The sequence below is a fragment of the Streptomyces sp. NBC_00224 genome, assembly GCF_041435195.1.
In the GTDB taxonomy this organism is placed as follows: Bacteria; Actinomycetota; Actinomycetes; order Streptomycetales; family Streptomycetaceae; genus Streptomyces.
On record NZ_CP108106.1, the window covers coordinates 5,656,513 to 5,678,681 of the forward strand.

Here is a 22,169-nt window from a genome sequence, read left to right on the forward strand (position 1 = left end):
ACCGGCCCGCAGGTGAAAGACGTCAGGCCTCGCCCAGCGCTTGGGGCAACCCGAACATCGGGAACCAACGCGCTGTATCCAGAAACGCGTTGAGCCCGACTATCTTCCCGTCGGCGATCTCCACGACCTGGAGCGCCCAGGGTTCATGCCGCCCGCCAGGGCCAGGCCGGTACTGACCGAAGGCGGGCGTCCCGTTGGCGACGGTCGGCACCAGGCGCGAGCCCCGGCACCCGTGCCCCGTGCCCAGGTGCCACGCCACGATGTCCTCGGGGCCGCGCAGCCACAGGTCGTACGGCGGCATGGACAGCGTCGCGTCCTCGTGCAGCAGGGACGTCAGGGCCGACATGTCGTACCCCTCGAACGCCGCCACATAGCGGGCCAGGAGCTTCTGCTGCTCCTCGTCGAGCGGGTCCGCCGCGTCCGAGGCGCGCGGCTCCGACTCCGCCAGCGTCGAACGCGCCCGCTGGAGCGCGCTGTTGACCGACGCCACCGTCGTCCCGAGCAGCTCGGCCACCTCGCTCGCCTTCCACGCGAGCACCTCGCGCAGGATGAGCACCGCCCGCTGCTTGGGCGGCAGGTGCTGGAGGGCCGCGACGAAGGCGAGCCGCACGCTCTCGCGCGCGACCGCCGTCTCGGCCGGGTCGTCCACCGCCGTGGGCAGCACCCGCGCGTCCGGCACCGGCTCCAGCCAGGTCACCTCCGGCCGCGAGCGCAGCACGGCCGAGGACGCCGTCTGCGGGGCCGTGAGGTCCATCGGGCGGGCCCGCTTGCCGCTCGCGGTCAGCATGTCCAGGCAGACGTTGGTCGCGATCCGGTACAGCCAGGACCGCAGGGACGAGCGGCCCTCGAACTTCTCGTAACTCCGCCATGCCCGGACCAGCGTGTCCTGCACCGCGTCCTCCGCCTCGAAGGCCGAGCCGAGCATCCGGTAGCAGTACCCCGTCAGCTCGACCCGGTGCTTCTCCAGGCGGGAGTCCAGGTCCGTCGCCACCGACGGTTCCGTTGACAGATCACCCATCGCGTCCACCCCAGATCGCCCATGTGCTCCAGCTCTTCGGAAGCTACAGGAGCCCACTGACAATCGCGCCTCAGGTGGACGTTTCAGCAGGTCGCGTGGGGTCAGGCGAGGCGCGTCGCGGCGAGCCTGCGCTCGGTGCGGGCGGCGTGGCTGCCGTACAGCGTCACCGAGACGACGCCGAGGACGGCCAGCAGGCCGAGCAGCACCGTGGCGGGCCAGCCGCCCGCGTGGAAGGCGATCGCGCCGAGTGTGCCGCCCGCGCTGCTGCCCAGGTAGTACGCGGACTGGTAGAGCGCCGACGCCTGGGCGCGGCCCGTCTTCGCGGTGCGGCTCACCGAGGAGGAGGCGACCGCGTGGCCCGCGAAGAAGCCCGCGGTGATCAGCACCAGGCCCGCCAGGACCGCCGCCAGCGAGTCGAGCAGGCTCAGCACCAGACCGGCGGTCGTGGTCGAGACGGCCAGATAGAGCGCGCCCCGGCGGCCGAGCCGGGCGACCAGGTTCCCGGCCGCGGCCGAGGAGACCGTACCCACCAGGTAGACCAGGAAGATCGAGCCGACCACACCCTGCGGCAGGTCGAAGGGCGCGGCGCTGAGCCGGTAGCCGATGACTGTGTAGACGGCGCCGAACACCGTCATGAAGAGCGCGCCGATCGCGTACAGGCGCACGAGCAGCGGGTCCGCGAGGTGGCCGCGCACGGTCGCCGCCAGGGCGCGCGGGTCAAGGGACGCGGCCTTGAAGTGGCGGGACCTGGGGAGCAGCAGCCGGAACGCCACCGCGCACCCGGCGGCCAGCAGCCCGACCGCCGCCAGCGCCGCGCGCCAGCCCCACGCCTGGGCCACCCAGCCGGTCAGGATGCGGCCGCTCATGCCGCCGATGGAGTTGCCCGCCACGAACAGGCCGATCGCCGCGACCAGCGCCTTGGGCCGCACCTCTTCCGCGAGATAGGCCATCGCGGAGGCGGGCAGCCCGGCCAGGGCCGCGCCCTGGACCGCCCGCAGCGCCACCAGCCAGCCCACGTTCGGCGCGAAGGGCACGAGCAGCCCCACCGCGACCGCGACCACCAGGGAGACCGTCATCGTCCGGGACCGCCCGAACCGCTCGGACAGCGCGCTCAGCGGCAGTACGCACAGCGCCAGCGCGCCGGTCGCCGCCGACACGGTCCAGCTCGCCGCGGAGGCCGACACCCCCAAGTCGCCCGAGATCAGCGGGAGCAGGGCCTGGGTGGAGTAGAGGAGGGCGAAGGTCGCGACCCCGGCGGCGAAGAGCGCGAAGCTCATCCGGCGGTAGCCGGGAGCACCCGGGAAGAGCTGGTCGGGGGACGGCGCGGTGGAGGCACCCACGGTGGTGGGTGCCCCGGTACTGGCAGGAGGCATACGTCGACCGTAGGCCCGGCAGATTTATGCGTCCAATGCATCGAGCGCGCATAATCAATGCACGTACGCATAAGCACAGCTCAGGCGGGTGTCTGTCATTGAACAGTAACGAAGAAGACATTGTTACGGTGCTCGCGCCCCGCCTCGCGTACTTCGCGGCGGTCGCCCGCCACGAGCACGTCACGCGCGCGGCGCACGAGCTCGGCGTGCCCCAGCCGACGCTCTCGCGGGCCATGGTCCGCCTCGAAGAGGACCTCGGGGTCGCCCTGTTCGCCCGCAGGGGCCGTACGGTCTCGCTCACCCCCGCCGGCCGCACCTTCCTCGGCTCGGCCGAGCGCGCCCTCGCCGAGGTGGAGCGGGCCGCCGAGTCGGTGCGGGCCGACGCCGACCCGGCGGCGGGCAAGGTCGCCTTCGGCTTCCTGCACACCATGGGCTCCGAGACGGTGCCCGCCCTCATCCGGGCCTTCCGGGTCACCCACCCCCGGGTGCGCTTCACCCTCGTGCAGAACTACGGCGAGGCGATGATCGAGCGGCTGCGCGCGGGGGACCTCGACCTCTGCCTCACCTCGCCGGTGCCCGACGCGCCCGACCTCGTGGCCCGGCGCCTCGACGAGCAGCGGCTGCGGCTCGTCGTCCCCGACGACCACCGCCTCGCGGCCCGCAAGCGGGTCCGGCTCGCGGAGGCCGCCGACGAGACGTTCGTGACCCTGGAGCCCGGCTACGGGCTGCGGCGCATCACCGACGACCTGTGCGCGCAGGCCGGGTTCACCCCGAGGGTCGCCTTCGAGGGCGAGGAGGCGGAGACCCTGCGCGGCCTGGTGGCGGCGGGCCTGGGCGTGGCCCTGCTGCCGCCGCCCGCGGTGGCCCGCCCGGGCGTGGTCGAGCTGACGGTGACGGCGCCGCGCGCGGTGCGCGAGATCGGCGTGGCCTGGCTGGACGGCCACCCGGACACCCCGCCGGTGGCCGCCTTCAAGGCGTTCCTGCTGTCGCGCCGCGGGCAGTTGCTGCCGGTGTGAGCCGTACGAGGCCGAATCTGCGCGTGTGAGCCGTACGGGCGCGCGGCGGCCGGTCTCCCGTACCCCTCACACGTGCAGTGACTTCCCGAACCCCGCCGCGAGCGGCATCCGCAGCCCCAGCGGCGGCGGGGCGGCCAGCGCGTCGGCGACGGGACGCGCGTACGCGTGCGTGAAGAGCGACCCCTTCACGAAGTCGGCCGCCAGGGCCAGGACTTCGGAGCGGTACTGGCGCAGCCCGTGCCCGTCCGAGTGGACCTCGAAGCGGCAGGTGTCGCGGTTGGTCTTCTTCGCGCGCGCGGCGAGCCGGAACGACAACTCCGGGTCGCTGCGCGCGTCGTTGGTGCCGTGGACTATCAGCACCCGCCGCCCCACCAGCTGCTTCACCGGCTCCGGCTCGGCCGCCACGTCCTCCTCCGGCAGCCAAGGGGCCAGTGAGAGCACGCAGTTGACGGCCGAGTGCCCCGCCGCCCGCAGTGCGGCACGCCCGCCCATCCCGTGCCCGGCCAGACAGACGGGCACGTCCCCGTACCGCCGTACCACCTCCTCGGCGGCCCACTCGGCGTCCGCCGCGAGCCGGGCGTCGCCGCCGTTCCAGCCCCGGCCCCGGTAGCGGACGAGATGGGCCACGAGCCCGTCGTCCCGCCCCGCCCGGGCCAGGCGCCGGGCCAACGGCAGCGCCGAGGCGTACGAGACGGACGAAGGGCGGCGCGCCGAGACGGGATCGCCGTCCGGCAGCACCAGCACCACACCGCCGACCGAGGAGCCGGCGCCGGTCGCACCGACGGCCCGTCCGAGCCGGGCAGCAGGCAGGGAAGTCGCATGCTGTGCCATGACAGAACAGTCTCAGAAGCCGAGGTGTACTCCACCCGTCCGCGCGGTCACTGTTACGCATCGGCAACCGAGCGACTCCCGGTGATCTACGCGCGTAGGGGCTAGCATGCGCAGATGACGAGCCAGACCACCGACGTTCCGACCACGGACCAGATCCGCCGCGCCCCGAAGGTGCTGCTCCACGACCACCTCGACGGCGGTCTGCGTCCTGGCACCATCATCGAGATCGCTGAACAGACCGGGTATACCGGTCTGCCCGAGAGCGAGGCCGACAAGCTCGGCATCTGGTTCCGGGAAGCCGCCGACTCCGGTTCCCTGGAGCGGTATCTGGAGACCTTCGCGCACACCTGCGCCGTCATGCAGACCCGCGACGCGCTGTTCCGCGTCGCCGCCGAGTGCGCCGAGGACCTGGCGCAGGACGGCGTCGTCTACGCCGAGGTGCGGTACGCGCCGGAGCAGCACCTGGAGGGCGGCCTGACCCTCCAGGAGGTCGTGGAGGCCGTCAACGAGGGCTTCAGGGAGGGCGAGCGCCGGGCCCGCGCCGACGGGAACCGTATCCGCGTCGGCGCCCTGCTCACCGCCATGCGGCACGCCGCCCGCGCCCTGGAGATCGCCGAACTCGCCAACTCCTACCGGGACTCGGGCGTGGTCGGCTTCGACATCGCGGGCGCCGAGGCCGGCTTCCCGCCCACCCGTCACCTGGACGCCTTCGAGTATCTGAAGCGGGAGAACAACCACTTCACCATCCACGCGGGCGAGGCCTTCGGGCTGCCGTCGATCTGGCAGGCGCTCCAGTGGTGCGGCGCCGACCGGCTCGGCCACGGGGTGCGGATCATCGACGACATCGAGGTCGCCGAGGACGGCACCGTGAAGCTGGGGCGGCTCGCCGCGTACGTACGGGACAAGCGCATCCCGCTGGAGATGTGCCCGACGTCCAACCTCCAGACCGGCGCCGCCACTTCCTACGCCGAACACCCGATCGGGCTGCTGCGCCGGCTCCACTTCCGGGCCACCGTCAACACCGACAACCGCTTGATGAGCGGTACCAGCATGAGCGAGGAATTCGAGCGGCTGACCGAGGCATTCGGCTACACGCTCGACGACATGCAGTGGTTCACCGTCAATGCGATGAAATCAGCGTTCATTCCTTTCGACGAACGCCTCGCCATGATCAATGACGTCATCAAGCCCGGCTACGCCGAGCTGAAATCCGAATGGCTGTTCAAGCAGACCGCCGCGACCAGCGGATCTACCCCGTCCATGGGCTGATCGGGTACATCATCGGAACGGCTGGGAGAAGTAAATCCCGGCCGTTTTCCGTGGTTTCACGTGTTTGCGGGGCGAGCGGCGGTCTGACTAGCTTGCAGAGCCGCTCACATTCCCTTCCCTAGGATGAATTCCAGATGAAGCAGTCTGCCGTCAAGTCGCTCGGTGCCGCCGCTGTCGGTGTCGCCTTCGCCGCCGCTGCCGCCGGTACGGCCTCCGCCGCGCCCGCCATCGCCGGAGTGCCCGAGCTCCCCGCCCTCTCGGGCCTGACCAAGACGCTGCCCGTCGAGGGCGTCACCAACAAGCTCCCGATGGGTGCCCCGGAGTCGCTGACCGCCGGTCAGAACGCTCTGGGCAAGGGCGCGTCCACCCTGCCGACCGGGGGTGCTGACCCGGTGGCCGGCCTGCTCGGCGGCCTGCCGGTCGGCGGAGCCCTGGGTGGCGGCCTGCCGCTCGGCGGCTGATGGCCGAAACGTACCGCCTGGCGGTGCTTTGAGGCGTTGTGGCGGGGCGCACATCCGGTCGTGGGTGTGCGCTCCGCCGCGTCTGTGTCAGGATCGCGGCTCGTACGCTGGCTATTGACAGGTGAGTAGGGTTCCGACGATGCGTGTGAAGGCGACTGGACCTGCCGTGCTGATGGCGGCGTCGGCGCTGCTCCTCACCACCGCGTGCGGCTCGTCGGGCGGCGGCTCCGACGGCAAGGCCTCCGCGCCCGCCGCCAAGGGCTCCTCGGCGGCCGCGCGGACCGGGCTCCAGCGGGCGGCCCTCGAACAGGGCGACGTGCCCGGCTACCAGGTCTCCGCCGACACCACCGCCCAGGGCCGGGCCCGCCCGCAGGCCGACCGCAAGCCGTGCCAGCCGCTCGCCGACATCATGGGCGACGAGCCGAACCCGCAGGCACGCGAGACCGTCAACCGGGGCCTGGGCTCCCAGCGCAAACTCGGCCTCGCGGTCGCGGCGTCGCTCAGTACGTACGCGCGCCCCGAAGCCGGGAAGCTGATCAAGGACCTGCGCGCGGCGGTCGCCGCCTGCCCGGGCTTCAAGGCCGAGCTGGGCGGGACGAGCTCCACGTACGCGCGCGTGAAGGCGCGGCCGTACCGGATCGGCGGTGACGAGTCGGTGAGCTGGTCCGCGTCGTCCACGCAGGTGAACGTGGAGACGCCGGTCCACATCGTGGTGGTGCGCCAGGGCGCCACGATCGTACGGTTCATGACGATCAACCTCGGCGCGCCGGTCCAGGGCAGGGCCCAGGAGCTGGTGGAGGTGCCGAGGGACGTGGCGGACAAGCAGCTGGAGAAGGTGCGCCGCGTGCTGGGTTCCTAGTGCCGGGCCCTGAAAGGGGTCACCAGGCGGTGCTGGGGGTGCTGTGGCCCTTCTCGTTCGGGAAGAGGATCCACAGCGCGATGTAGAGCAGGAACTGGGGGCCCGGCAGCAGGCACGAGAGCACGAAGATCACGCGCATCGTGGTGGCCGAGGTGCCGAAGCGCCGTGCCAGCGCCGCGCACACGCCGCCGATCATCCGTCCGTCGCGGGGGCGGGCAAGGGTGGCCATGAGGTGCTCCTTCGGGTCCGGGAGGTCTGTGCTCCGATGCCTCAATGCTGCCGCCCCGAACCGGGCAAAGCGTCGGGCTACGGGGCGATCCCGACCCTGGGAATCGTCGGGGTACGACCCTGAGCCGCCGGTACGGGGACGTCGTCCCGGTCCTGGCGCCGCCGCAGCGCGAGCCGCCCGGCGGGCACCACGGCGATGTGGGCGAACGCCGCGCCCGCCGTGTTCAGGAGCAGCGCGTCCACATCGGCCACCTGCCCCGGCACGGAGGTCTGCAGCAGGGCGATGCCGAGCGAGACGAGTGCGGCGGCGGCGGTCGTACGGAGCAGGGAGCCCACCGGCGAGACGACGAGCCGCCCCCCGACCAGCGGCAGCAGCACGCCGAGCGGGGCGAGCAGCAGCAGCCCCTCCCCGATGCGGAGCGCGGCCTCCAGGGACCCCAGCGCCAGGTCGGCGCGGATTCCGGCGAGCGGGGTGAGGTTGGGTGCGGTCACCCACATGACGTCGCGTGGGCGCAGTGTGAGCCACGCGACGAGCGCCATGTGCGCGAGAAGGAGAGCGCAGCCCGCCGCGCGGTACCGGATGGCGGCGCTGCCGCCCACACCATGACGCTGTAGCACGCCCCCCAAGACGCGCGGGGCGCCGCGATCGGTTCCGCGATTGTCTGCGGCGGTGGTGGGTGCGCGTTCGTCTGCGGGCCGGTGGGGGCTGGTCGCGCAGTTCCCCGCGCCCCTCAAACGCCGCTGCGCGGCATCCCCTGGGCGCCCCGAAGGGGCGCATCCAGGGGCGCGGGGAACTGCGCGACCAGCCACAGTCGGCCCGCAGACGAACGGGGTCCGGGGGTGCAGCCCCCGGGAAGCGAGCCTCCACCCCCACCCACCCCCGGAGGGTTCAGGGAACGGGCGGGGTGGGGGAGCTCCCGGTGGGACGCAGCGCGTCGCCCAGCGTCGGGGACGAGTCCGGCCGGGTCTTCATCTCCGCCGTGCACGCGTACCCCCGCGCCGGATCCTCCCCGGGCCCCCCGAGCACCACCTGCTGCCCCCCGGACGACGTCGGCGTGTTCTCCGCGTACGTACAGACGATCTGCGACAGAGCCAGGGCCGGAAGGTCCTCCGGGCGGCGCGAGAGCCGCAGGGCACCCGAAGGGTCGCCCTTGCGCGCGGCCGTCACCGTCAGAGGACCCCGCACGTCCGTCGTGTACCCGGCCGCCTTCTCGTCCCCCGCCGGCGTGACCTCCAGCTCCGTGAGCAGCGCCTCGGCGAACCGGAGGCGGTCGGCCGAGGCCCGGCCCTCCGGGATCCGCACCGACCGCTCGGCCGACACCAGCTGCGCCCCGCACACCAGATAGACCCGGACGGTGACGCCCTCGAACTGAGGGGTCACCGAGTTCCCCGGCACCTCGCATGGCACCCGGGACGGCGCGGGCCCCGCGTCCACCGGGACCGCCGTGGGCCGGATGCCGCACCCGGTCAGAGTGGCGCCGAGCGCCAGCAGGGCGAGCGCACCGCCCGACAGCCGTACCCTCACGCCTCCTCACCCCCGTCGAGCGGCAGCCGCAGCACGAACACCGCGCCGCCCTCGGGCGAGTTCGCGGCCGTGATGTCACCGCCGTGGATGTGGGCGTTCTCCATCGCGATGGAGAGGCCCAGGCCGCTGCCCTCGGAGCGGGGCCGGGACGCGCTCGCCTTGTAGAAGCGGTCGAACACGTGCGGCAGCACCTCCTCCGGGATGCCGGGCCCGTGGTCCCGTACCGAGATCACCAGCTCCTCGCCCTCCACCCGCACCGAGACCCGTACCGGGGAGCCGCCGTGCTTGAGCGCGTTCCCGATCAGGTTGGCCAGGATCACGTCCAGGCGGCGCGGGTCGAGCCGCGCCATGATGCCGCGTTCGGCGTCCAGGTCCACCGCGTCCAGCCAGGCCCGCGCGTCGATGCACGCGGTGATCTGGTCGGCGATCTCCACGTTGTCCACGACGAGCCTGGCCGTACCGGCGTCGAAGCGCGTGACCTCCATCAGATTCTCGACCAGGACGTTCAGCCGCCGCGTCTCGGAGACCACCAGCTGCACGGCCGGCGCGATCATCGGGTCGAGGCTGTCCGCCTCGTCCTCCAGGACCTCGGTGACGGCGGTCAGCGCGGTCAGCGGCGTACGCAGCTCGTGGGACATGTCCGCGACGAACCGGCGGCTCGCCTCCTCCCGCGCGCTCATGTCGCTGACCTTCTTCTCCAGGCTCTCGGCCGTCTTGTTGAACGTCCGCGACAGATCGGCCAGTTCGTCCGTGCCCGAGACCCGCAGCCGGGTGTCGAGCTTGCCCTCGCCCAGCTGGCGGGCCGCGTCGCCGAGCCGTTGCACCGGCCGCAGCACGGTCGTCGCGGCGGCCTGCGCGAGCAGCGCGGAGCCGAGCAGCGCGAGCCCGGTGGCGATGCCCAGCGACCAGGCCAGCGAGTTGAGGTCCTGGCGCTCCTGGTCGAGCGAGGCGAGCATGTAGCCGGTGGCGCCGCCCCCGATGATCTTCGTGCCGCCCACCAGGTACGGCTTCCCGCGCAGGGTCCGGCGCTGCCAGAACAGGTGGTACGGATAGTCGTTGCTGTCCGTGACCTTCTGCTTCTTGTTCACCGCCTCCTGGAGCGAGCCGGGCACGTCGTCCAGGGTGAAGCGGTCCACGTCGGACGCCCCGACGATCGGCTTGCCCGGGTCGCGCTGGTCCACCAGGAGCACCTGGTAGCCGGAGCTGACGTGGTAGCCGGAGCGGCTGCTGGCCGCCATCTGCTGCGCGGTCGTCTGCAGATCGCGGGCGGTCGGCCGGAGCGGCAGCGAGGCGGCCCGGTTCTGCATCTCCTGCCGGAAGTCGCCGAGCGCCGCGTCCTGGGTGCGCACGAGCACGGCCTCGCGGTTGAGCCAGTACGCGATCCCCGACGCGGAGACGGCGGCGGTCAGCGCGACGAGCGCGAACACGACGACCAGACGCAGGCGCAGGCTGGTCCAGCGGAGGCCGGCGAGTATCGCCTTCTTCACGTTCCGAATCGCTGCTTTCTTGGGTTCATCTCGGGAGGGGCGCCCATGGTCACGACGGGGTGTCGAGGCGGTAGCCCACCCCGCGCACGGTACGGATCAGCGTGGGGGACGACGGTACGTCCTCGACCTTGGCCCGCAGCCGCTGCACGCACGCGTCGACCAGGCGGGAGTCGCCCAGGTAGTCGTGTTCCCACACCAGGCGCAGCAGCTGCTGGCGGGACAGCGCCTGTCCGGGCCGCCGGCTCAGCTCCAGGAGCAACCGCAGCTCGGTGGGCGTCAGTTGCAGGTCCTCGCCGGCCTTGGTGACCGTCATCGCGGCGCGGTCGATCACCACATTGCCGAACGTGGCCGAGTCGGTGGCCTCGCGCTCGCCCCGGCGCAGCACCGCGCGGATCCGGGCGTCGAGCACCCGGCCCTGCACCGGCTTCACCACGTAGTCGTCGGCGCCGGACTCCAGGCCGACCACCACGTCGATGTCGTCGCTGCGCGCGGTCAGCAGGATGATCGGCAGCTGGTCCGTGCGCCGGATACGGCGGCAAACCTCGAAGCCGTCGATCCCGGGCAGCATCACATCCAGCACGACCAGATCCGGCCGCTGCTCACGGAGCAGCTTCAGGCCGTCCTCTCCCGTCGCCGCGGTGGCCACACGGTGGCCCTGGCGGGACAGGGAGAGTTCGAGCGCCGTGCGGATGGCGTCGTCGTCCTCGATCAGCAACAGGAAAGGCACGGAGGTCATTCTGGCCCATGGGGGAGCGGAGTTCGACCTCCCGTGGACATCGCCCCTTCTCCACTGTCCACAGCCCGCTGTGACAGGCCTGTGACAGTCGTCGGACACCGCGATGAAACTGGCCGGGCAGAGTCTTCCTCGTACCGACCGAAACAAGACTCCACCGACGGGGGGCGCGAGATGAACGCACTGCACAGCACCACCTCAAGCGCAGTTGTCACGCGTCTCCACGACGTCGTGCGGAGCGAGAAGTCCGGTGCCGTGAGCGGACGGGGGTGCGCTCGCGGCACCGGGCGTCAGCACCAGACGTACATGACGGTGCTCGACGCGGTGCCGGTCTCGCCCTTCAAGGGCGTGGGGACCAGCGGGGATGCGGCGTACGGGGAGGCCACGGGGGAGCGCTCCGGGTCCGAGGCGGAGTTCACCGCCTATGTGCAGGAGCGCAGGGCCTCCCTGTACGCCACCGCCTACCACCTGACCGGCGACCGGTTCGAGGCCGAGGACCTGCTGCAGAGCGCACTGTTCTCGACCTACCGGGCCTGGGACCGGATCAGCGACAAGGCCGCGGTCGGGGGCTACCTCCGCCGCACCATGACCAACCTCCACATCAGCGCGTGGCGCCGCCGCAAGCTGAACGAGTACCCGACCGAGGAGCTGCCGGAGACGGCGGGCGACACGGACGCGATGCGCGGCACGGAGCTGCGCGCGGTGCTCTGGCAGGCGCTGGCGCGACTGCCCGAAATGCAGCGCACGATGCTGGTCCTGCGGTACTACGAGGGCCGTACGGACCCCGAGATCGCGGACATACTGGACATCAGTGTCGGCACGGTGAAGTCGAGCATCTGGCGGTCGCTCCGCCGGCTGCGCGAGGACAACGTCCTCGCCTTCGGCCGTGACGAGGAAGAGTCCTTCGGCGAGCTCGTGGCCTGAAGGTCTGGCCGGCGGTGGCAGCCGCCGGAGTGCGGGGATGCAGGGGGGAACGTACGGGGGCCGGCGTCTCGGGGGATACGTCGGGCGTACGGGTAACGGGGGAACAGGGCGGGACCGACGGGGCCGGGGGGCCCACTCGGTCCCGCTTTTTCACACCCGCGCCGCGGGCGCGGCCACGCACCGCCCCGCTGCGGCCGCGGCGAGGCGGCCGAGCGCCTCCTCCTTGCCGCACGGGTGCGCGCCCAGCGCGGCCTGGCGCGCCACGATCCCGCGCTCGGCCCGCATCAGCCGCCACCCCCGCCGCAACAGGAACGGCACCGACTTGCGCCCCTCCTTGAGGTCGCGCGCGAGGCGGCGCCGGAACGTGGTCGAGGGCCGCCCGCGCAGACAGAGGGCGTCGGCGAGCACACCGTGCTCCCGCAGGCGCGTCACGATGTCCGCCGCGAAGATCCCCTCCGCGACGAACAGCGGCGTGCGGTCGATGCCGAACAGGCTCGTCCCGGTCCGCGAGCTGGTGGCGATGTCGTACTCCGGTACGGCCGTACGCCCCGTACGGCACAGCTCGACGACGGCCGCCACCGCCGCGTCGGCGTCCCAGGACTGCGGGGAGTCCCAGTCGATGTCCGGCGAGCCGGGCACACGCGGCAGGGTCGGGTCGCCGTCCTCCTTGTAGAAGTCGTCCAGGCGCAGCACGGGCAGGCCCGTGCGGGCGGCGAGCGACGACTTTCCGGAACCGGAGGGGCCCGTGAGGAGAACGACGCGTGTCGGGATGGCGTGTGCGGTCACGGGACACCAGTCTGAGGCATCCACCCGGGAGGTGGACCACTCGGGGAGCCCGTTGGTATCGAGCATCACACCTCAACTACGCTGCGTGCTCGCACCGATACGTAGGAGAGTGGGACGACATGGCACGAAACCAAGCCGGCGGGGCCCGTCGCGGCCGTGTGCTGCTGCGCGCCGGGCTCACCGCGACCGCCGCGGGGGCCGCGCTGGCCGGGGCCACGGGCGCGGCCCAGGCGGCCCCCGGCCCGGCCGGGATGGTCGGGCAGGCCGTCGCGGACCCCGGGGTCGCGGTGGACGGCCCGACACGCTCCGTGACGGGGGACCTGTCGGCCGGGCTGACCAACGGTCTCGCCCCGGCCAAGACGCTCAGCCTCAACCCGTTCGCCAAGACCCCGGTGGACCCGTTGGACAACGCGGTGGGCACCCAGATCGCGGACTTCAAGCCGGTCTCGACGGCGATCGCGACGGCCCCGCTGCACGAGAGCGGCGCCCTCAAGGACTTCCCCCTGATCGGCACGGCCACCCGCCTGCTCCCGGGCTGACCCCGAACAATCCGAACGGCGCCACGGGTGGGGGCCCGGGGCGCCGTTCGGGGTACTTGAGGGGCGCGGTGAACTGGGCTGATTCGGTGCACCCCCTAGGGGCGCGGGGCTGTGACATTTGCGGCTCCGCCGCGTGGGCGCGAGCCCCCCCACCGGCCCGCAGACGAACCCCGGGCGACCTAGTACGCGGAGCCGGACGCGCCCAGCGATCCCGTCGGATGCCAGACCGTCTTGGTCTCCAGGAACGCGGTCATCCGGTGCGTACCCGGAGCCGCGGACCAGTCGGCCGCGGCGGGCCGCAGCACGCGCTTGAGGTTGTCGGCTGCGGCGATCTCCAACTCCTTGGCCAGCACCTCGTCCGCACCCGCCAGGTCGATCGCGTTGACGTCCTGGTGGGCCGCCAGGTGCGGGCCCATCTCCGAAGCCTTGCCGGACAGGATGTTGACAACGCCACCCGGCAGATCGGACGTGGCCAGCACCTCGCCCAGGGACAGGGCGGGCAGCGGGGCCTTCTCCGAGGCGATCACCACGGCCGTGTTGCCGGTGGCGATCACCGGGGCGATCACCGAGACCAGCCCCAGGAAGGACGAGTCCTGCGGGGCGAGGACCGTCACGACGCCCGTCGGCTCCGGCGTGGACAGGTTGAAGTACGGACCCGCCACCGGGTTCGCGCCGCCCACGATCTGGGCGATCTTGTCGGTCCAGCCCGCGTACCAGACCCAGCGGTCGATCGCCGCGTCGACGACCGCGGCGGCCTTCGACTTGGACAGACCCTCCGCCTCGCCCACTTCCCGTACGAACTGCTCGCGGCGGCCCTCCAGCATCTCGGCGACGCGGTAGAGGACCTGGCCCCGGTTGTACGCGGTCGCGCCCGACCAGCCGCCGAACGCCTTGCGGGCGGCGACGACCGCGTCACGCGCGTCCTTGCGGGAGGACAGGGGAGCGTTCGCCAGCCACTTGCCCTTGGAGTCGCTCACCTCGTACACCCGGCCGCTCTCGGAGCGGGGGAACTTGCCCCCGACGTACAGCTTGTAGGTCTTGAAGACGTTGAGACGCGTCGCGGACGCCGTGGACGCAGAAGACTCAGACATCGAGGTAACCCTCCAGACCGTGCCGGCCGCCCTCGCGGCCGAAGCCCGACTCCTTGTAGCCGCCGAAGGGCGAGGTCGGGTCGAACTTGTTGAACGTGTTGGCCCACACGACACCCGCCCGGAGCTTGCCCGCGACCGCGAGGATGCGCGAGCCCTTCTCCGTCCAGATGCCCGCCGACAGGCCGTACTGGCTGTTGTTGGCCTTGGCGACGGCCTCGTCCGGCGTACGGAACGACAGCACCGAGAGGACCGGGCCGAAGATCTCGTCGCGGGCGATGGTGTGCGCCTGGGTGACGTTGGTGAACAGCGTCGGGGCGAACCAGTAGCCGGCGGACGGGAGCTCGCACGCCGGGGACCAGCGCTCGGCGCCCTCGGCCTCGCCGGTCTCGGCGAGCGCGGTGATCCGGGCCAACTGCTCGGCCGAGTTGATGGCGCCGATGTCCGTGTTCTTGTCCAGCGGGTCGCCGAGGCGGAGCGTGGACAGACGGCGCTTCAGCGCGTCGAGCAGCTCGTCCTGGATCGACTCCTGGACCAGCAGGCGCGAGCCCGCGCAGCAGACCTGGCCCTGGTTGAAGAAGATGCCGTTGACGATGCCCTCGACGGCCTGGTCGATCGGGGCGTCGTCGAAGACGATGTTGGCGCCCTTGCCGCCCAGCTCCAGGGTGACCTTCTTGTCGGTGCCGGCGACGTGGCGGGCGATCTTCTTGCCCACGGCGGTCGAACCGGTGAAGGCGACCTTGTTGACGTCCGGGTGCTCGACGAGGGCCGCGCCCGCGTCGCCGTACCCGGTGAGGATGTTGACGACGCCCTTGGGCAGGCCCGCCTGGCGGCAGATGTCCGCGAAGAACAGGGCGGTCAGCGGGGTCGTCTCGGCGGGCTTGAGCACGACCGTGTTGCCGGTCGCGAGCGCCGGGGCGATCTTCCACGCCAGCATCAGGAGCGGGAAGTTCCAGGGAATGACCTGGCCGGCGACGCCCAGCGGCTTCGGGTTGGCGCCGTAGCCCGCGTGGTCGAGCTTGTCCGCCCAGCCCGCGTAGTAGAAGAAGTGCGCGGCGACCAGCGGGAGGTCCGCGTCGCGGGTCTCCTTGATCGGCTTGCCGTTGTCCAGGGTCTCCAGGACGGCCAGCTCGCGGCTGCGCTCCTGGATGATCCGGGCGATACGGAAGAGGTACTTGGCGCGCTCGGAGCCGGGCAGCGCCGACCACTTCTCGAACGCCTTGCGGGCGGCCTTCACGGCCCGGTCCACGTCCGCCTCGCCCGCCTGGGCGACCTCGGACAGGACTTCCTCCGACGAGGGGCTGACGGTCTTGAAGACCTTGCCGTCGGCCGCGTCGACGAACTCGCCGTCGATGAACAGACCGTACGAAGGCGCGATGTCGACGACAGAACGGGATTCCGGCGCCGGTGCGTACTCGAATACAGATGCCATGGTGATCAGTCCACCGTCACGTAGTCGGGGCCGGAGTAGCGGCCGGTCGCCAGCTTCTGACGCTGCATCAGCAGGTCGTTGAGCAGCGAGGAGGCGCCGAAGCGGAACCAGTGGTTGTCCAGCCAGTCCTCGCCCACGGTCTCGTTGACCAGGACCAGGAACTTGATGGCGTCCTTGGTCGAGCGGATACCGCCGGCGGGCTTCACGCCGACCTGGATGCCGGTCTGGGCGCGGTAGTCGCGCACGGCCTCAAGCAGGACCAGGGTGTTGGGGGGCGTCGCGTTCACCGCGACCTTGCCGGTCGACGTCTTGATGAAGTCGGCGCCGGCCATCATGCCGAGCCAGGAGGCGCGGCGGATGTTGTCGTACGTGGAGAGCTCGCCGGTCTCGAAGATGACCTTGAGGCGGGCCTTGTCGCCGCACTCGGCCCGGACGGCCGCGATCTCCTCGTACACCTTGAGGTAGTGGCCGGCCAGGAACGCGCCCCGGTCGATCACCATGTCGATCTCGTCGGCGCCGGCGGCCACCGCGTCGCGCACGTCCGCGAGCTTGACCGGGAGGGCGGCGCGGCCCGCGGGGAAGGCCGTGGCGACGGACGCGACCTTCACGTCCGACCCCTTCAGGACCTCCTTGGCGGTGGCCACCATGTCGGGGTAGACGCAGACGGCCGCAGTGGCCGGGGTGGTGCGGTCGAGCGGGTCGGGGTGGACGGCCTTGGCGGCGAGCGCCCGGACCTTGCCCGGGGTGTCCGCGCCTTCGAGCGTCGTCAGGTCGATCATCGAAATGGCCAGGTCGATGGCGTACGCCTTGGCCGTCGTCTTGATCGAACGAGTGCCGAGGGACGCGGCGCGCGCTTCCAGGCCCACCGGATCGATGCCGGGGAGCCCGTGGAGGAAGCGGCGCAGAGCCGCGTCCGACGCGGTCGCGTCGGCGAGGGCAGCTGCAGGTGCATTGGTGGGCATGGTCACCAGATGAGCATATCTACGCGCGTAGCGTCCTGTACAGCCCCGCTGACCAGGGCCGCTTTGGAACGCAGGCTTCCGGTCCCTGTCACGCCGCTGTGACGCGGCGCGGACAGCTCCGGCGAACAAGATCACTAATTTTGTCGATGCAGCCCGCCGAAGCCTCCAACGGCCCCACCCGAACGAGAACACAGCGGCATGCGGCTCTTCGCTTCCTCCACCCCTTGTCTCCTCGGGAGTCGTCATGCGTAACGCCCTCCGCACCGCCCTCGCCACCGCGGTCGTCGCCGGTGTCGCCCTCACCCCGGTCGTCACCGCGACCACCGCGCTCGCCGCGCCGACCGCCTCCGCCGCCAAGACCACGACGGAGAACCGTTACTCCGGCTACCCCGTCCACCTCGCCAAGGGCTATGTCGCCGTGCTGCGCAACCGCGTCTCCGACGGCGGTCCGGAGGCCTGGATCCGCGCGGTGAAGCCCGACTGGCAGCGCGGCGACGACTACATGGGCCGCCTCATGGCGAAGCTGGACCTGGACAGCAGGAGCGCCACGGTCGACGGGCTGCGGATGGGCCTGGAGAACGCGGACGGCGATGTTCCGCTCCTCAAGTTCAACGGCGCGGGCGAGAGCCGGACGATCATGTTCCCGGAGCGCAAGAACGATGTGGACGGCGTGCTCGTACGGACGGTCCCGCTCAAGGGCGGCCTGACCGCGATGGTCTACCGCTACGGCGGCCGGCACGTCTACTACGGGGCCACCCTCCTCAAGGGCAAGGACAACGAGGAGATCGGCCACCTCACGGCGGGCGGCGGCCACGCCCGCAAGGACACCAAGGTCTTCAACGGCATCCAGGTCACCCTCGACTTCCAGGGCAACGTCACCTCGGTCCAGGACCAGGGCAGCGGCGGCCAGGGCCCGACCACCCCGGTCGGCACGGACCTCGGCAAGCGCAAGCTGGCCGACGGCACGTACGGCGAGCTGTGGAAGAAGAGCGCGGGCTGGTACGTCCTGGAGCTCTCCGCCAAGGACGGCAAGCCGCGCGGCTCCGTCACCGCGGGCGGCCCCAAGGGCCAGGCCGAGAACGGCGACCAGGTCGGCGGCATGTGGGTCGGCCTCAACAACGCGGGCAAGGTGGGCTCCTGGCTCAACCCGTCGGGCGGCTTCGACGCGGGTGACGTCGAGTACACCAAGGGCTGCACCGCCTACCGCACCAGCGGCTCCCCGTTCGGCGGTCTGAGCCTGCGGCTGTCCAACGGCCCCAAGGGCGCGGTCGCCGAGGTGCTGAACGTGAACGACGGCTCGGTGTACGACACCCTCTCCACCGCCGACCACGAGGGCCTCCTGGGCGGTGCCCGGGTCAAGGACCTGGAGCCGGGCCGCCCGACCTTCCAGATGCGTGTGCACGGCGGCCAGATCCCGTGGGACATCGTGAAGTTCCCGAAGAAGCCGGCCGGCAAGGACTGCGCTTCGACCTCCACGACCACCACGACCACCGCGACGACCACCGGCGCCACCGCCCAGACCGCCACCACCGGCACGCAGATCGTCCCCAAGGGCGCCGTCGCGGCCGGGGCCGAGGTCGAGGGCGGCAAGGGCGGCAACACCGCGCTCGTCGCGGGCGGCGCGGGCCTGGCATCCGTGGGCGTGGCCGGGCTCGGCTTCTTCGCCGTGCTGCGCCGCCGGGCGGGTGCCCGCGGCTGACGTCCGCCACCCACCGGGGGTGCTGCCACGACCGTGGCGGCACCCCCGTCCGCGTGGGCTCCGGGACGGGCGGCCGGGCGCGTCCGCGCCCTCTCTCGGCCCCGCTCGAACACGTAGTGCACAATCGGCCCCATGACGAGCCCCACGCCGCCCGCCGAGCCCACCTACGCCGACCGCGTCTACCGGTCACCCGGCGGTATCGCCGGAGGCGCGCTGCTGCTCGTGCTCGGGCTCTGGCTCGCCGGGGACGCGATCCTGCGGGGGCACGGCAGCGCCCCCTGGCTTGCCCTGGCCGGGCTGCTCTGCGGCGTGCCGCTGCTCTTCGCGTTCAGCATCCGCCCGGCCGTGTTCGCGGGCGACGACCGGATGCGCGTCCGCAACCCGTTCCGGACCATCACCCTGCCGTGGGCGGCGGTCGCGGACGTACGGGCCGGATACTCCAGCGAGGTCTTCGACCAGAGCGGCACCAAGTACCAGCTGTGGTCGGTCCCCGTCTCGCTGCGCCGGCGCAAGCGCGCCGCCCGCACCCAGGTGCGCAACGCCGCGTCCGACCCGTACGGCCGCACCTCGTCGACCGCCGGCGCCGACGAGCAGTCCCGTCTCGCGCCCGCCGACCGCACCATCCGCGAGCTGCGCGAGCTGGCCGAGCGCAACGCCGGGCGCGAGGGCGCGCAGGGCGGGCCGAGCGTGCGCTGGGCCTACGAGGTCATCGCACCGGCCGTCGCGGGCGCGATCCTGCTGATCGTGCTCCTCGCCATCGGCTGACACGCCGGTACGGGCCGGGCCGCCGCGTCAGGGCGCCCCCGGCCACACAAGGAGCATGTACGCGCCCAGCCACGCCGACGACAGGGCCGCCGCGCCCAGCATCAGCACGGCCACGTGGCGCCGCGCCCGGGCCAGCGCCACCGCGAGCGGCAGCAGCAGCGGGAAGCCGGGGAGCAGGAAGCGGGCGCGCGGGAAGTAGACGCCGCCGCTGCCCAGGACGACGAGCAGCAGCACGCCCGAGAAGACCAGCAGCACCAGCGGCTGGCGGTCGCAGAGGCAGAGCAGGAACAGCACGCCCGCCAGGATCAGCACGAGCGAGACGATCACCAGGAACAGCGCGGGGAAGCGGTCGTAGACCAGCAGGGTGCGCAGCTCGCGCAGGGTGTCGGCGCCGCCGTCCCACTCGTTCCGCCACAGCCGCTGGACCGCGAAGTAGCCGTCCCAGCGGCCGAGCCGGACCCCGACCCAGGCGACGAACCCGAACCAGCCCAGCGGGGCGAGCAGTGCCCCGGTCAGCGGGCCCCGGACGGATCCGCCGCGCCACACCGCCGCCAGGGCCGCCGCCACGACGGCCGCCGCGACCGCGATGCCCGTCGGCCGGGTCAGCCCCGCCAGCGCGGCCAGCGTCCCGGCCGCCACCCAGCGCCCGGTCAGCACGCAGTACAGCGACCACGCGGCGAGCGCCGTGAACAGCGATTCGGTGTAGCCCATCCACTGCACGGCGGCCACCGGCAGCGCGCCCCACAGGACCGCCAGGACGGTACCGGCGCGCCGCCCGTACAGCCGGTCCCCGACCGCGAAGATCCCCCAGGCCGCGGCCGACGAGCAGAGCACCGCGACGACCAGCCCCACGCTCGCGCGCGAGCCGGGCGTGACGGCGGCGACGGCCTTGACCACGGCCGGGTAGAGCGGGAAGAACGCCAGGTTGTTGTGGTCGACCCGGGTGCCGAGCCCGTGGTCGTAGCCGTGGTCGGCGATGCCGAGGTACCAGTGCGAGTCCCAGGAGGTGGCCAGCGTCGTCCACACACCGTGGTGCTTGAGGTGCGCCCAGTGGGCGAGGACGGCGAGGCCGAGGAGCCGGACGGCGAGGTGACCGGCGAGCGCGGGGGCCGCCGCCCGGGCCGCGGCCCGGATGAAACGGGGACCGTCCCCGCTGCCCGGCCCTTGCGGGCTGCGGGCCGCGGGGACGGCATGGCGGTCCGTACCGCGGGTACGGGGCGCCGGTGAGGCGATCGGGGGCACGGCGGTGCTCCTGGCTCGGCGGGCTGTTCCGGGCCACCCTTTCTCGGATGATCCGGAAAGGGCGCGGGAGGCTGCGCCGGACGCCGTAGGGGGTTCACCTTTACGGGTGCGGTTCCTTCGGCTGCGGCCCGGTGGGGGCTGAGCGCGCAGTTCCCCGCGCCCCTAGGCAGTTAGGGGCGCGGGGAACTGCGCGACAGCCACAGACGGCCCGCAGACAACCGCCGGTCCCAAAAAAGGGGGCGCGGGAGAACCGCAGGTCGCTCAGATACCCGCCGCTGCCGCCAAGTCCCGCTTGATGCCCGCCAGCAGCTCCGCCGCCTTCGTCCGCGCCTCGCCCAGCGCGTCCTGCGACGCCACCGGGACCACCACCTCCAGGTAGCACTTGAGCTTGGGCTCCGTGCCGCTCGGGCGGACGATCACCCGGGCGCCTTCGAGGTAGTAGCGCAGACCGTCGGTCGGCGGGAGTTCCTCGGTGCCCTCGGTGAGGTCCTCGGCCTTGGTGACCGCCAGGCCCGCCAGCGAGGTCGGCGTCTTCTCGCGCAGGCGCCGCATCGCGTCGGAGATGACCGACAGGTCATCGACGCGCACCGACAGCTGGTCGGTTGCGTGCAGCCCGTGCCGTACGGCCAGGTCGTCCAGGAGGTCCGGGAGCGTGCGCCCCTGCTCCTTCAGGACGGACGCGAGCTCCGCGACGAGCAGGGCGGCGGTGATGCCGTCCTTGTCGCGTACGCCCTCGGGGTCGACGCAGTAGCCCAGCGCCTCCTCGTACCCGTACCGCAGACCGTCCACGCGGGCGATCCACTTGAAGCCCGTCAGGGTCTCCTCGTAGCCCAGACCGGCCGCCTCGGCGATCCGGCCGAGCAGCGAGGACGAGACGATCGACTCGGCGAAGACGCCGCTCACGCCCCGGTCGACCAGGTGCTGGGCGAGCAGCGAGCCGACCTCGTCGCCGCGCAGCATCCGCCAGCCGCCCTCCACCGACGTGTCCGGCACGGCGACCGCGCAGCGGTCCGCGTCCGGGTCGTTGGCGATGATGATGTCCGGGTTGACCGCGCGGGCCGCCTCGAAGGCGAGGTCCATCGCGCCCGGCTCCTCCGGGTTGGGGAACGCCACGGTCGGGAACGCGGGGTCCGGGTCGGCCTGCTCGGCCACCAGCGCGGGCGGCGGGAAGCCGGCCCGGGCGAAGGCCGCCGTCAGGACGTCCTTGCCGACGCCGTGCATGGCCGTGTAGACGACGCGGGCGGTGCGCGGGGACCCGGGAGTCAGCACCTCGTCCGTACGCGCCAGATAGGCCTCCAGGACCTCGTCGCCCAGCGTCTCCCAGCTGTTCTCGGGGCGGGGGACGTCGGCGAGCGAGGCGACCGCGGCGATCTCGGCGGCGATCTCGGCGTCGGCGGGCGGCACGATCTGCGAGCCGTCGCCGAGGTAGACCTTGTAGCCGTTGTCGCGCGGCGGGTTGTGGCTGGCGGTGACCTCGACGCCGGCGACGGCGCCCAGATGCCTTATCGCGTACGCCAGGACGGGCGTCGGCAGCGGGCGCGGCAGCACGGCGGCCTTCAGGCCCGCGCCGGTCATCACGGCAGCCGTGTCGCGCGCGAAGTCGGCCGACTTGTAGCGCGCGTCGTACCCGATGACGACCAGACCGTCGCCCTGGCCCTTGGCCTTCAGGTACGCGGCGAGGCCGGCGGCGGCGCGGATGACGACCGAGCGGTTCATCCGCATCGGCCCGGCGCCCAGCTCGCCGCGCAGCCCGGCGGTGCCGAACTGGAGCGTGCCGGCGAACCGGGCGGCCAGCTCGTCGAGCTCCTCGTTGTCGATGAGCTTGGCCAGCTCCTCGCGCGTCTCGCCGTCCGGGTCCTCGGCCAGCCAGGCCTTGGCCCGCGCGATCAGGTCCTGCGTCAGGTCCTGCGTCACGTCGATGAATCCCTTCCG

At 72.3% G+C, this 22,169-nt stretch carries 22 protein-coding genes; 8 read left to right on the forward strand and 14 right to left on the reverse strand.

What is annotated here, in order from left to right:
* Nucleotides 1-22: 22 nt before the first annotated feature.
* Nucleotides 23-1,018, reverse strand: a complete 996-nt coding sequence (locus OG965_RS25310) for a sigma-70 family RNA polymerase sigma factor (protein WP_371654343.1) — start codon at nucleotides 1,016-1,018, stop codon at nucleotides 23-25.
* 101 nt (nucleotides 1,019-1,119) lie between these two features.
* Nucleotides 1,120-2,391: an MFS transporter gene (locus OG965_RS25315; RefSeq protein WP_371654344.1), complete on the reverse strand. Its 1,272-nt coding sequence runs from the start codon at nucleotides 2,389-2,391 to the stop codon at nucleotides 1,120-1,122.
* A 35-nt stretch (nucleotides 2,392-2,426) separates the two neighbouring features.
* Here OG965_RS25315 and OG965_RS25320 point away from each other — a divergent pair, with 35 nt between their 5' ends.
* Nucleotides 2,427-3,407: a LysR family transcriptional regulator gene (locus OG965_RS25320; protein WP_371654345.1), complete on the forward strand. Its 981-nt coding sequence runs from the start codon at nucleotides 2,427-2,429 to the stop codon at nucleotides 3,405-3,407.
* A gap of 66 nt (nucleotides 3,408-3,473) precedes the next feature.
* On the opposite strand, the gene OG965_RS25325 is transcribed toward OG965_RS25320, so the two are convergent.
* On the reverse strand, nucleotides 3,474-4,238 hold the full coding sequence (locus OG965_RS25325) for an alpha/beta hydrolase (protein ID WP_371654346.1): 765 nt from the start codon (nucleotides 4,236-4,238) through the stop codon (nucleotides 3,474-3,476).
* A gap of 114 nt (nucleotides 4,239-4,352) precedes the next feature.
* Here OG965_RS25325 and OG965_RS25330 point away from each other — a divergent pair, with 114 nt between their 5' ends.
* The 3 genes from OG965_RS25330 to OG965_RS25340 all read left to right on the forward strand — a co-directional run bounded on the left by OG965_RS25330 (nucleotide 4,353) and on the right by OG965_RS25340 (nucleotide 6,827).
* Entirely contained in the window at nucleotides 4,353-5,507 is a 1,155-nt protein-coding gene (locus tag OG965_RS25330) for an adenosine deaminase (protein ID WP_371654347.1), read from the forward strand.
* A gap of 134 nt (nucleotides 5,508-5,641) precedes the next feature.
* The gene (locus tag OG965_RS25335; protein ID WP_371654348.1) at nucleotides 5,642-5,968 is read left to right on the forward strand and encodes an ATP-binding protein; all 327 of its coding nucleotides are present in this window, start codon (nucleotides 5,642-5,644) and stop codon (nucleotides 5,966-5,968) included.
* A 139-nt stretch (nucleotides 5,969-6,107) separates the two neighbouring features.
* Complete coding sequence (locus tag OG965_RS25340; RefSeq protein ID WP_371654349.1) at nucleotides 6,108-6,827, forward strand: hypothetical protein; 720 nt, start codon at nucleotides 6,108-6,110, stop codon at nucleotides 6,825-6,827.
* A 19-nt stretch (nucleotides 6,828-6,846) separates the two neighbouring features.
* On the opposite strand, the gene OG965_RS25345 is transcribed toward OG965_RS25340, so the two are convergent.
* From OG965_RS25345 to afsQ1, 5 genes are all read right to left on the reverse strand, one after another.
* Entirely contained in the window at nucleotides 6,847-7,056 is a 210-nt protein-coding gene (locus OG965_RS25345) for a PspC domain-containing protein (RefSeq protein WP_371654350.1), read from the reverse strand.
* Between the two features lie 77 nt (nucleotides 7,057-7,133).
* The gene (locus OG965_RS25350; protein WP_371654351.1) at nucleotides 7,134-7,655 is read right to left on the reverse strand and encodes a VanZ family protein; all 522 of its coding nucleotides are present in this window, start codon (nucleotides 7,653-7,655) and stop codon (nucleotides 7,134-7,136) included.
* Between the two features lie 289 nt (nucleotides 7,656-7,944).
* Nucleotides 7,945-8,580: a hypothetical protein gene (locus OG965_RS25355; RefSeq protein WP_371654352.1), complete on the reverse strand. Its 636-nt coding sequence runs from the start codon at nucleotides 8,578-8,580 to the stop codon at nucleotides 7,945-7,947.
* Nucleotides 8,577-10,067: an ATP-binding protein gene (locus tag OG965_RS25360; protein WP_371654353.1), complete on the reverse strand. Its 1,491-nt coding sequence runs from the start codon at nucleotides 10,065-10,067 to the stop codon at nucleotides 8,577-8,579. Before OG965_RS25360 ends, OG965_RS25355 begins: the two co-directional genes overlap by 4 nt.
* Before the next feature lie 49 nt (nucleotides 10,068-10,116).
* Nucleotides 10,117-10,794 carry a two-component system response regulator AfsQ1 gene (afsQ1, locus tag OG965_RS25365; protein ID WP_371654354.1) on the reverse strand — a complete coding sequence of 226 codons (678 nt, stop codon included), beginning with the start codon at nucleotides 10,792-10,794 and terminating at the stop codon, nucleotides 10,117-10,119.
* 180 nt (nucleotides 10,795-10,974) lie between these two features.
* On the opposite strand from afsQ1, the gene OG965_RS25370 reads away from it, so the two are divergent.
* On the forward strand, nucleotides 10,975-11,724 hold the full coding sequence (locus OG965_RS25370) for a SigE family RNA polymerase sigma factor (RefSeq protein ID WP_371654355.1): 750 nt from the start codon (nucleotides 10,975-10,977) through the stop codon (nucleotides 11,722-11,724).
* A gap of 150 nt (nucleotides 11,725-11,874) precedes the next feature.
* Here OG965_RS25370 and OG965_RS25375 read toward each other — a convergent pair whose 3' ends face one another.
* The gene (locus OG965_RS25375) at nucleotides 11,875-12,576 is read right to left on the reverse strand and encodes a uridine kinase (protein ID WP_371654356.1); all 702 of its coding nucleotides are present in this window, start codon (nucleotides 12,574-12,576) and stop codon (nucleotides 11,875-11,877) included.
* A 53-nt stretch (nucleotides 12,577-12,629) separates the two neighbouring features.
* Between OG965_RS25375 and OG965_RS25380 the strand changes: the two genes are divergently transcribed.
* Nucleotides 12,630-13,049 (forward strand): hypothetical protein, encoded by a 420-nt coding sequence (locus OG965_RS25380; RefSeq protein WP_371654357.1) that lies wholly within the window; start codon nucleotides 12,630-12,632, stop codon nucleotides 13,047-13,049.
* 179 nt (nucleotides 13,050-13,228) lie between these two features.
* Here OG965_RS25380 and OG965_RS25385 read toward each other — a convergent pair whose 3' ends face one another.
* From OG965_RS25385 to deoC, 3 genes are read right to left on the reverse strand one after another with little or no spacing between them, the layout of a single operon-like run.
* Nucleotides 13,229-14,140: an aldehyde dehydrogenase family protein gene (locus OG965_RS25385; RefSeq protein WP_371654358.1), complete on the reverse strand. Its 912-nt coding sequence runs from the start codon at nucleotides 14,138-14,140 to the stop codon at nucleotides 13,229-13,231.
* Nucleotides 14,133-15,569 carry an aldehyde dehydrogenase family protein gene (locus OG965_RS25390; RefSeq protein WP_371654359.1) on the reverse strand — a complete coding sequence of 479 codons (1,437 nt, stop codon included), beginning with the start codon at nucleotides 15,567-15,569 and terminating at the stop codon, nucleotides 14,133-14,135. The genes OG965_RS25385 and OG965_RS25390 overlap by 8 nt, the downstream gene beginning before the upstream one ends.
* A 5-nt stretch (nucleotides 15,570-15,574) precedes the next feature.
* Entirely contained in the window at nucleotides 15,575-16,531 is a 957-nt protein-coding gene (deoC, locus tag OG965_RS25395) for a deoxyribose-phosphate aldolase (protein WP_371654360.1), read from the reverse strand.
* A gap of 244 nt (nucleotides 16,532-16,775) precedes the next feature.
* On the opposite strand from deoC, the gene OG965_RS25400 reads away from it, so the two are divergent.
* Together OG965_RS25400 and OG965_RS25405 are read left to right on the forward strand one after the other, a co-directional pair.
* Nucleotides 16,776-18,230, forward strand: coding sequence for a hypothetical protein (locus OG965_RS25400; RefSeq protein ID WP_371654361.1), 1,455 nt, complete (start codon nucleotides 16,776-16,778; stop codon nucleotides 18,228-18,230).
* Nucleotides 18,231-18,362: 132 nt separating this feature from the next.
* On the forward strand, nucleotides 18,363-18,995 hold the full coding sequence (locus OG965_RS25405) for a PH domain-containing protein (RefSeq protein WP_371654362.1): 633 nt from the start codon (nucleotides 18,363-18,365) through the stop codon (nucleotides 18,993-18,995).
* 27 nt (nucleotides 18,996-19,022) lie between these two features.
* On the opposite strand, the gene OG965_RS25410 is transcribed toward OG965_RS25405, so the two are convergent.
* Both OG965_RS25410 and OG965_RS25415 read right to left on the reverse strand, forming a co-directional pair.
* Nucleotides 19,023-20,228 (reverse strand): glycosyltransferase family 39 protein, encoded by a 1,206-nt coding sequence (locus OG965_RS25410; RefSeq protein WP_371657055.1) that lies wholly within the window; start codon nucleotides 20,226-20,228, stop codon nucleotides 19,023-19,025.
* Between the two features lie 270 nt (nucleotides 20,229-20,498).
* On the reverse strand, nucleotides 20,499-22,139 hold the full coding sequence (locus OG965_RS25415) for a phospho-sugar mutase (RefSeq protein ID WP_371657056.1): 1,641 nt from the start codon (nucleotides 22,137-22,139) through the stop codon (nucleotides 20,499-20,501).
* Between the last annotated feature and the right edge of the window lie 30 nt (nucleotides 22,140-22,169).